We start from the raw sequence: 9627 nt of genomic DNA, 5'->3' as shown, positions 1-9627 counted from the left end.
GTCTTGTTAGTTGGCGTTGTTTGGTGTTGAGTCTTCATCTTCTGATGTACTGGCAATAATTTCTGCAGTATTTAATTTTACTGCAGTATTATTAATAATTGCTGCAATTTGCAAACTTATTGTTTGGCTGGTTGCTACAGATAATGAACTTAAATCCCAAATTCCTGTTGTGCTGTTGTATGTTGTGCCTAATGGTATGGTTGAATTGCCAGCATTATAAGTTAAGCCACTTGGTAAAATATCTTTTACTTGAATTCCTGTAGCGGTAAGTTTCCCTTCGTTTGTAATTCTTAAAGTAAAAATAACCTCGTCACCAACCTTGAAAATGGGCTTGTTTACAGTTTTTGATAAACTTAAATCTACTTGACAAGCTGTTTTATCTGTATTGTCTGTTACTGCTGCTGCTGTTGATTGACTGAATCCACTTCCATTTACTATCGGGTTTCCTTGTGCGTTAGAAGTAGTTCCAAGGTTGTTAGAACTTCCACCGTTACTACCACCATTTAAAGCTGTTAATTGATCTGGTTGAATAGTACCTGCTCCTTCAATTGCATCTGGACAACCATCGTTGTCTGAATCTGTATCAAAATTATTTGCTATACCATCATTATCGGTATCACATTTATAATTTATAATCAATACAATTAAACCATTTCCTCCGTTTTGACCGCTATTATTCCCTCCAACACCAACACCCGTAATATAATCTCCATCTGAATTCATAGGAGGAGTCTGAACTGATCCTCTTAAAGTCTGGGTTGAAGTTGCTAAGGATGTAAAATATCCAGAGCCACCACCACCACCACCTTCATTACCTGATACAATTGAACCACTACCACCACCATAATAACCTCCACCACCAGCGCCACCATCAACTATTGCAGCACCACCTTGAAGAAAAGTTCCTGGATTACCATTTGTACTGGCACCACCCGCTGCTTGAGTACCACCTTGACCATTAATAGCTGTTCTAGAATCTGTTGCAGCTCCTCCTATATCACCTCCACCTTCACCTGCATTTGTATTTGTATTTGTAAAAGCTGGCATGGTACCACCACCTCCTGCAATGGCGATAAGATCTGCTTGTGATACAGCACCAGGATTGTTTAATGTGATATAACTAATTGCTGACATACCACCTCCTGCTCCATAATTTCTTGAATTGGAAAAAAACCCCGCACCACCATTACCATAGGTTGAAGACCCAGTTGATGAGTTTCCTCCTTGACCAACCGTAAGAATTAAAGTATTACTCGTTAGGTCACTAGTTAAAATAGTAATTTCTGAATATCCACCAGCGCCACCAACTCCTCTACCACTTCTAACATCTCCTCTACCACCAGCTCCCCAAATTTTAGCGGTAACTGATACTACATTAGAAGGAATCGTATATGATTGATCTGCACCTGTATATGTAAAAACTGTTGTTGTTGGTGCAACATTACATTCATCTACATCTAAAATTCCGTCATTGTCATCATCTACATCTGTGAAGTCTGCAATTCCATCATTGTCAAAATCGCTATCTGTCGCATCTCTAAAATCTACATCACCTCCATCAATTCCTAAATCATTATCGTTATCTGGTAATGTGTTTGGGTTGTTAATATTTCCATCTGGATCTGAAAGACCCGTTGTTGTATCTATATTATTATCTAAACCATCTCTGTCTGAATCGCTTCCGCTTAGTGTTAGATTTGCTTCTAAAGTATCTGAGACACTATCTCCATCAGCATCTGTATCTAAATAATCTGCTGCGCTGTCTCCATCTGTATCGATCACTGAAATTCCACCATTGTAATTATCTGGAACTCCGTTGGTATCTATTGTTGAACTTGCAACAATAAAATCTAAAGTAGTTTGTGCTTCTATATTATCTGGTATTCCATCTCCGTCACTATCCAAATCCCAACTATTTATTCTACCGTCTAAATCTAGGTCAAATCTATCATCAACACCATCGCCATTAGAGTCAATAAAACCTGCAAATTGTGGATCTATATAATCTGGTACCGTATCGCCGTCTGCATCTCCATCAGGATCAAAACCACCCAATTCTACAGTATCTAAAATTCCATCATTATCATCATCTAAATCAAGATCATCTGATAGTCCATCATTATCAACATCACAATTGGGAACACTCACTGTGTTTTCGGGTGAAGCCACTTGCTCTCCGTAAAACCAGGTGTTTAAAACTCTTTCGTTTCCATAGTCATCTGTAGTTTCTGGGGTTGTATTTCCTTTACTTCCTGCAGGCGCAGGATTATTTGGGGTATTGTCTGCTGGTGGATTATCTCCGTTCCATTTGTGGGTTGGACCAATCAGTCCTTGTGCTTGTGAAGATACGTTTTGACCGCCCACAGTAGTATTTTCATCTGTGATGACAATGTCAGAATCATCCCAATACATTCTTCTATTTGCCAAAACTGGCGCAACAGATGTTATGGTCAATCCGTTTGGGTTTAACTCTGCATCAATCATTGGTATACTGGTTCTTCCTCTTAAGGAAGTAATGACTGCTGAAGAGGAGGTGTTACCTCTTACTGCATTGCCTAAACCATCTAACCCGTCCCAAAAAACAACAATATTTCCTTGGGGTTGATTGTATGCTTCTATAATAATATCGCTAGTACCCTCTTGAAAACCAGCAACACCGTTTAAATCTAAGGTAATAGCGACGTCACCTGCTTCCGCTAATTTTACAGGAAATAAATAATTACCTGGACAGCCAAAAATATCTCCAATTAAAACTGGTGGCACTGTTGAACCTACTGGAAAAGCATTCGTGTCTGGTTCTGTAATAAAAACTGGATAACCATTTAGCAAAGTAGGTATTGTATTTGATGTTGGTGCACCGTAAGAAATTGATTTTCTTGTGGTTTCCCAATTGTTAGAAACAGCGTTATCATCATCTACTACTCCAAATTTGTTCATCGATAACAAATATCCAAAAGGTCTAAAACCTTCTTGAAAGTCTACAGACACAATAATTTGATCATCAGTATATCCAAAAAACTTTCCCTTAAAATCAAAACCGATTGCAGGAACAAATGTTGCTGGGTCATAAGTAATAAATCCCCATTTTTGAGAAAAAAGACGCCCTTCTATTACTTGATCTGAAGCATCTGCCACTGAAAAATCAAAATAAGGAATCACTACACTACCTCCTACATCAGTTTGAGTTACTCCATTATCATCACTTTTATAAATTTCTATATAATAATCACCAACTGCTGTTGGATTAAATTCTAATGGAACATACCCAGTAGCTGCACCGCCAATTTTTGGTCCAGCAACAGCATCTGCATAGTTTTCTATAAAACCCGTACTTCCAGAAGTGGTTGTAAAAAACCCTTCCTTATAAACTGTAGCACCTGTATCTGATCTTTTAATTTTGTAATACAAGTTATTCAGCAAAGGTAAAGGGCTACCTGTTCTTTCTCTTGGATTTATACCAAAATAAAAATTTTCTGATGCATCTAAGATTCTAAACTGTAGCCTTTGTGAGATTGGGGCATTTAAATAAGGCCCATATCTACCATCATCTGTAATATATAATGCTACCCCATTAGCTGGATCTGGCATGACTCTTTTGGTTCCATCTGCATAAAAATACAAGGAGAAAAAGGTGAAAATGAATGTTATAAGTAATTTTTTTTTCATTTTATTTCTGTATAAAGGACCCTTAAAATATTATATACAATAAATTGAACTTTAGTATTTTTGGGGTATTATTTTTATTTCCTGTTTGGTTTTAATAGATATAGTTTCAATTGTGAAATTATATGTTATGAATACATATTCTAATTTAATAGAAGCTATTTCTACTGATTTGCAAAACTAGACCATGACAATGTCCTTTAGTTCATTTTTCGATAAACAGACATTATTGTTCGTCGAGTATGACTAAATACTAGATATGCTATTATACTAGGTACTATACTGGTGGGGGAAGTGATGTTATTGTAAGCTTATTTACATTATGTTCTGTTTTAGTAGTGATGAAATATTTGCGTAAGCAATAATAAATCAACTACTTTAACGTTACTTTTTAATAAACTCATACTATTATTCTGTGACTGATCGTCTAGCGTGGGATTTAGGGGTTTTAATATTAATAAAATATCTCTTATTTAATATTTTAAATCGTTTTCTGTCAATATTATAATTCAACTTTATGATTAATTGTCTGTTTTTCTAAATAGGCAATCAAACAATTTTATGTTTTTTTTAACACTTTTTGCTAAAATACGTTAAAATTTAAATTAATTAAAATGAATTCCTCATTTTAATTTTAGTTATTTGAATTCGGAATTGAATTTATATCAATTTGTTCTGTTTTAAAAATTTCTGCTGTATTCAATTTCAAGTTTTTAGCAGTTACGGTAGTTGCCAACTTTAAAGTTATCATTTGTCCATTAGCTATGGTAATTCCACTTAAATCTAAAATACCAGTACTTGCTGTATATGTTGTGTTATTTGGGAAAGTTGAACTTGATGCATTATAAGCTAAACCAGAAGGCAATAAATCTTTTATCTCTATACCTGTAGCAACATCTGGTCCGTTATTTTTTAAAGTTAACGTAAATATTATTGTACTTCCTACTTTTGGTATTGCTTTGTCTACTGTTTTAGTTAACGTTAAATCTATTTTTTTTGCGACAATATTTATCGTTTCAGTTAAATCATCAGCAGAGAAATTACTGTCTGTTTCTGTTTGTGTATTAGAAACCACATTTGTAAAAATACCTTCTGTAGGTTTTTTAGGAACCTTGGCAACAATATTTAAAGTAAATATCTGCCCAGAATACATGTTTCCTATTGTCCAATTTGGATTTGACCAAGTACCTTGTACTGGAGTAACACTTTGCAATTCTAATTCTGGTGGAAACGTATCTTCAATCACTAAATTAGTAACTGGGTTTATGCCGTTACTTTCTACTGTTACTGTAAAATTTACAAGGTCATCGTCTGTTAAAGTACTCATATTTGATGACGTATTTACATCGGATACTTTTTTTACTAAAACATCAGGATCACAGTTATATACTGAGATTGTAGCGGAAGGATACGAACAGGTTCCTTTTGTTACTGAGACATAAAAATTGCCTAAACCTAAATCTTTTCCTTTGCTTGCATCTATTAATAATAATTGATTATTCGTTTCCCCAGCAATTGGTTCACCATCTTGGTACCATTGGTAAGCATCAAAACCTCCTGTTGCTTCTTGCAAACTAGTTTGCGGGTAACATCCTCCACCAACTACATCTATTCTAACTACTGGTACTGTATCAAAACCTGAAAAGTAACCCGCCAAACCTGCATTTGAACCTTGACTCATAAAGGTTCCTACAGCAATTGGTCCCGTAGATTTTATATCTATTTGACCTTCTAAACCATCTACGTAAAAAGTTTGCCAATCATCTGTTCCTGAAGGAAAAACTGGTGCAGGCAACGAAACTGTTGTTGTGGTAGACATCGATGGATCTGTAGGACTAATTACGGTTTGTCTAACTATAATATTGTTTGGATTTGTAAGTTTTGAAGCAATAATTGTGATTGCGGATATGTTTGATGCTTTTCCTGCAATTTTAGCAATATCAGAAATTTCGTCCATCACGCTTGGTAACAAACAATTTACCGGAGCAATAAAGTTCATTCCTATCGTTTGTATTTTACCAACTGCTCCTTGTAAACATTGATAAGCATATACATCTTTAGTAGTATTAACATACATGCTTGCTCCTGCCACATTTGATAAAAAATTGCTCCCATCTATTATTAGATATTCTCCATCATTTATAGTGCCAATAAGCACACCTCCTGCGCGTACTTCTGTACCGTTTCTTGTTCCAACAATTATAGGAAATTCTGAACCAATTCTACCTAATGAAGAATTTCCATTAATTCCGTTTCCACGAACAAAAACATATTCTTTTCCTAAAGCCGATAGACCAACTGGTTGATCGATACCAACATCTCTACTTTGAGATCCACTTCGAATACCTACATTTAACCCACCATTACTAATTACAATGGGTTTATTTGAAGTAATAGATGCACCCAACCAACCATCTATATTAGCAGTTGTTTCATTTTTAGCTGCTTCTAGAACAAAGCTTTGTCCTTTATTTAAATTAATTGTTTGCGTATCTGCCGTAATACCTCCTCTTGCAGTTCCTTTTCTAAATCTGCATTCTGTATTATAGCCAAAAACCTGAACTACGGTGCCATCTTCTGTAGCCATCATCCCTAAACTTGTGGAAAGATTTGTATTTGTGGCTCTGTTAGGTATTCCTCCCCATCTAAATTCAATACCTTTTGCTTTTGCTCCTTTTGAAGTTAAAGATCCTGCTTGCGCACCAGAAACTCCGCGATAATTTACATAAAATTTTTCTCCTCCTGGGGCAATAATTCTTAATCCTGCTGAGCTTAAAACTTCGCCTGTGTTTGCATTTGTTACTAGTGTAATATTATTATCTCCGTTATTTAATCTCTCTGCTGTTGGCCCACTAGAATCAAAAATCTTAGGACTTCCTTTTGCTAAACCTGAAATTGTTTTATAAGGTGTTACACTCGTTCCTCTGTAAATTTCTATTACAAATGGAGTGGTTACTGGTGTAGAAAAATATACTGCTTGCTCTTGAATAGCTTGATTGTTAGCAACCTGTTTTAATGGCGGTAGATAATGCTCGCTATCTAATTGTGCAAAGATATTGCTAGAAAAAAAGAAGCATAGTAAAAATATAAAAGAAACTATTTTTTTAAATAATAAGGTGAATTTTAACAAAAGAATGCGTGATTTGTTACAAATATAATTAGTTAAGAGCTATTTAACAAGATTAACTCAAATACTTTTCATATTCTATGACACGCGAATTTTAAAAAAGTCACCATCGAAATTTTTAATAATTATAATTAAATACCTCTTTCTTTTTTTATCCTTTCATAAGCGGTTTGAATGCTCTGAAATTTATCTTTAGCACCTTTTAAATGTGCTTCACCCAATCCTTGTAGCTTATCTGGATGGTATTTTTTTACCATTTTTCTATACGCCGTTTTTACAGCATCATTGGTAGCAGATGTATCAATCTCTAAAATTTTGTATGCGGTATCCGAAGCATCATAAAACATGGCTTTTATAGAGGTATAATCTCTATCATTTATATACAAATACCCTGCAATTTTTCTAATTTCTTCCACTTCACTTTCGGTAACAAATCCATCTGCTTTGGCAATTCCGAATAAAAAATGTAATAATTGTAAACGAGAAGCATGAGACATATGGGCTCTGATCTGCATACAAACTTGGCGTGCAGAAATTTGTTTTTTTACAATCCCTTTAAATAACTTAAAAGCATTATTGGCACGCTCTTTCCCATACATCCCTGAAAATTGAGCACGAACATAATCTAGTTCTCTTTGATCTATTTTTCCGTCAGATTTTATAACTATAGACGCCAAAACAAGTAAACTCATTTCAAAATCGCCAGATTGTGTATCTATAGAACCTCTTCTATTGCTATCTCCTCCTACTCTTTCTTGATATTCTCTTTGTTCATTGGTGAAATCTTCAATAGAAAAACCATCAACAAAACTACCTATTGTAAAACCTAAAGCTGCACCAATGGGTCCTCCTAAAGTAAACCCCAAACCTGCTCCTAACCATTTTGTAAAATTCCCCATAAACAATGCTATTTTCTATTTTTTTCAAAGGTATGAAAACTACTTTTTCTATGAGAATGTAACGCACATCAATTTTATTGATATTTCTATTGAAATTCCCTTTTATTTTAAACTTGAATTTTATTGAAGTAATCCGTATATTTGCCTTTCAAATTTACAAGAATTATGTATCCAGAAGAATTAGTAAAACCAATGCGTGACGAGTTAGTAAACGCAGGTTTTGAAGCATTATATACAAGTGAAGACGTTGAAGATGCGTTGGCAAAAAAAGGAACAACATTGGTAATGGTAAACTCTGTTTGTGGTTGTGCTGCAGGTACTGCAAGACCAGGAGCCATTGCTTCTTTAGGTGCAGAGAAAACACCTACAAACTTAACCACTGTTTTTGCAGGTGTAGAAAAAGAATCTACCCAAAAAGCACGTGAGTTTATGATTCCGTTTCCACCTTCATCTCCAGCGATTGCGTTGTTTAAAGATGGTAATTTAGTGCACATGTTAGAACGTCATCATATAGAAGGGCGTTCTGCACAAATGATTGCACAAAATTTAGCGCAAGCTTACGACGAATTCTGTTAATCTATTTTAATTGACAAAAAATCTAAAAGCCACGCAAATCCGCGTGGTTTTTTTACTTTTATAAAAAACAAAAGCTATGGCTTCCCAATTTGAGCATTATTCGAAAGAAGAACTTCAAAAAAAACTTAAAAATCAGAAATTATTTTCAATTATACATGGTGTGATCATCATTTTATTATTTGTTTTTTCGGGTCTTAGCACCTATGAAAACGGCATCACATTCAACAGTTTTTTTCCTTTCTTTTTTCTACCGATGCAGTATGTCTTTCTCACAGAAATTAAAAAGTTAAAGAAAGCATTGCTATCTAGAAAATAATATTTATGAACAAAAAAGCAATCCTCAATGCAACCATAGAATTTGTAAAAAAGGAACTAAAAAATGCTGAAGGCGGCCACGATTGGTTTCACATAGCACGTGTTTTTAAAAATACAGTGTTAATTGCTAAAGATGAAAACGTAGATTCTTTTGTAGTTTCTCTCGCAGCACTTTTGCACGACATTGCAGACCCAAAATTTTACAATGGCGACGAGACTATTGGCCCGAAAATAGCGACTGAATTCCTTCAAAGTCAAAATGTTTCACAGCCAATTATAAATCATGTTGTAAATATTATAAAACATATTTCTTATAAAAATTCTTTGGATACAACTGGTGAAAAATTTACGTCAAAAGAACTAGCCGTTGTGCAAGATGCAGACCGGTTAGATGCTATTGGTGCCATTGGTATTGCACGATGTTTTAATTATGGCGGATTTAAAAACAGGACTTTATACGATCCTGAGATTTTACCAAAATTAGAGATGACAAAAGAGGAGTATAAAAAATCAGACGCACCCACAATCAATCATTTTTATGAAAAACTTCTTTTGTTAAAAGATCAAATGAACACAGTTACTGGAAAAAAAATTGCTGCGCAAAGACACGATTTTATGGAAATTTACTTGAAGCAATTTCAAGAGGAATGGGATGGCTTAAAATAGTTTTTATTGATGTTTAATAAATTAAAATAAGGAATACCTATAGCAAACCACTACTTTACGATCATTTTAAAAGGTTTAAATTTTATTGGAATACAATCTTGTTTAAAATGAATAAAAGCACAATAAAAAGCTTTTAAATCGATTTTTTCAAATAAAAAATTTTGAAACCAACTATTTTCGAGACAGAGCCATAGGTATTTCGCTGGTTTCATACCCCATCAAATTGGGCACAAGCTTTGACCTGAAAAAAGTCAAAAACCATCCCGAGAACATTCAGGACTATATTTAGATTCCCGTTCCTGCTTGCCGCCTTTAGATTTGTAATCTTATATTTATGGAATAAAAGTATACTTAAAAACAAAGCTGATTATGATGATGAAA

The 9627-nt window shown here is 34.4% G+C and carries 6 protein-coding genes; 3 read left to right on the top strand and 3 right to left on the bottom strand.

Annotated features, from left to right (window positions below; translation table 11 throughout):
• Window positions 1–6: 6 nt before the first annotated feature.
• From Q0998_RS17775 to Q0998_RS17765, 3 genes are all read right to left on the bottom strand, one after another.
• Complete coding sequence (locus Q0998_RS17775) at window positions 7–3666, bottom strand: DUF11 domain-containing protein (protein WP_299672316.1); 3660 nt, start codon at window positions 3664–3666, stop codon at window positions 7–9.
• Between the two features lie 631 nt (window positions 3667–4297).
• A complete protein-coding gene (locus tag Q0998_RS17770; RefSeq protein WP_299672314.1) occupies window positions 4298–6793 on the bottom strand; it encodes a DUF11 domain-containing protein in 2496 nt (831 codons plus the stop codon).
• A gap of 128 nt (window positions 6794–6921) precedes the next feature.
• Window positions 6922–7689, bottom strand: coding sequence for a TerB family tellurite resistance protein (locus tag Q0998_RS17765; RefSeq protein ID WP_299672312.1), 768 nt, complete (start codon window positions 7687–7689; stop codon window positions 6922–6924).
• A gap of 165 nt (window positions 7690–7854) precedes the next feature.
• Here Q0998_RS17765 and Q0998_RS17760 point away from each other — a divergent pair, with 165 nt between their 5' ends.
• The 3 genes from Q0998_RS17760 (at window position 7855) to Q0998_RS17750 (ending at window position 9246) form a co-directional block, all read left to right on the top strand.
• Entirely contained in the window at window positions 7855–8265 is a 411-nt protein-coding gene (locus Q0998_RS17760; protein WP_299672310.1) for a BrxA/BrxB family bacilliredoxin, read from the top strand.
• A 76-nt stretch (window positions 8266–8341) separates the two neighbouring features.
• Window positions 8342–8581 carry a hypothetical protein gene (locus tag Q0998_RS17755; RefSeq protein ID WP_299672308.1) on the top strand — a complete coding sequence of 80 codons (240 nt, stop codon included), beginning with the start codon at window positions 8342–8344 and terminating at the stop codon, window positions 8579–8581.
• A 5-nt stretch (window positions 8582–8586) separates the two neighbouring features.
• Window positions 8587–9246, top strand: a complete 660-nt coding sequence (locus Q0998_RS17750; protein ID WP_299672306.1) for an HD domain-containing protein — start codon at window positions 8587–8589, stop codon at window positions 9244–9246.
• Window positions 9247–9627 lie beyond the last annotated feature (381 nt).

It is taken from the genome of uncultured Polaribacter sp., from assembly GCF_947501385.1.
In the GTDB taxonomy this organism is placed as follows: Bacteria; Bacteroidota; Bacteroidia; order Flavobacteriales; family Flavobacteriaceae; genus Polaribacter.
This window is presented reverse-complemented; position numbering and strand designations above follow the sequence as displayed.

Bases quoted from the DNA above. Each gene is read 5' to 3' on its own strand.
- Q0998_RS17760 (WP_299672310.1), top strand. From the start codon at position 7,855: ATGTATCCAGAAGAATTAGTAAAACCAATGCGTGACGAGTTAGTAAAC.
- Q0998_RS17765 (WP_299672312.1), bottom strand. From the start codon at position 7,689: ATGGGGAATTTTACAAAATGGTTAGGAGCAGGTTTGGGGTTTACTTTA.
- Q0998_RS17750 (WP_299672306.1), top strand. From the start codon at position 8,587: ATGAACAAAAAAGCAATCCTCAATGCAACCATAGAATTTGTAAAAAAG.
- Q0998_RS17755 (WP_299672308.1), top strand. From the start codon at position 8,342: ATGGCTTCCCAATTTGAGCATTATTCGAAAGAAGAACTTCAAAAAAAA.
- Q0998_RS17775 (WP_299672316.1), bottom strand. From the start codon at position 3,666: ATGAAAAAAAAATTACTTATAACATTCATTTTCACCTTTTTCTCCTTG.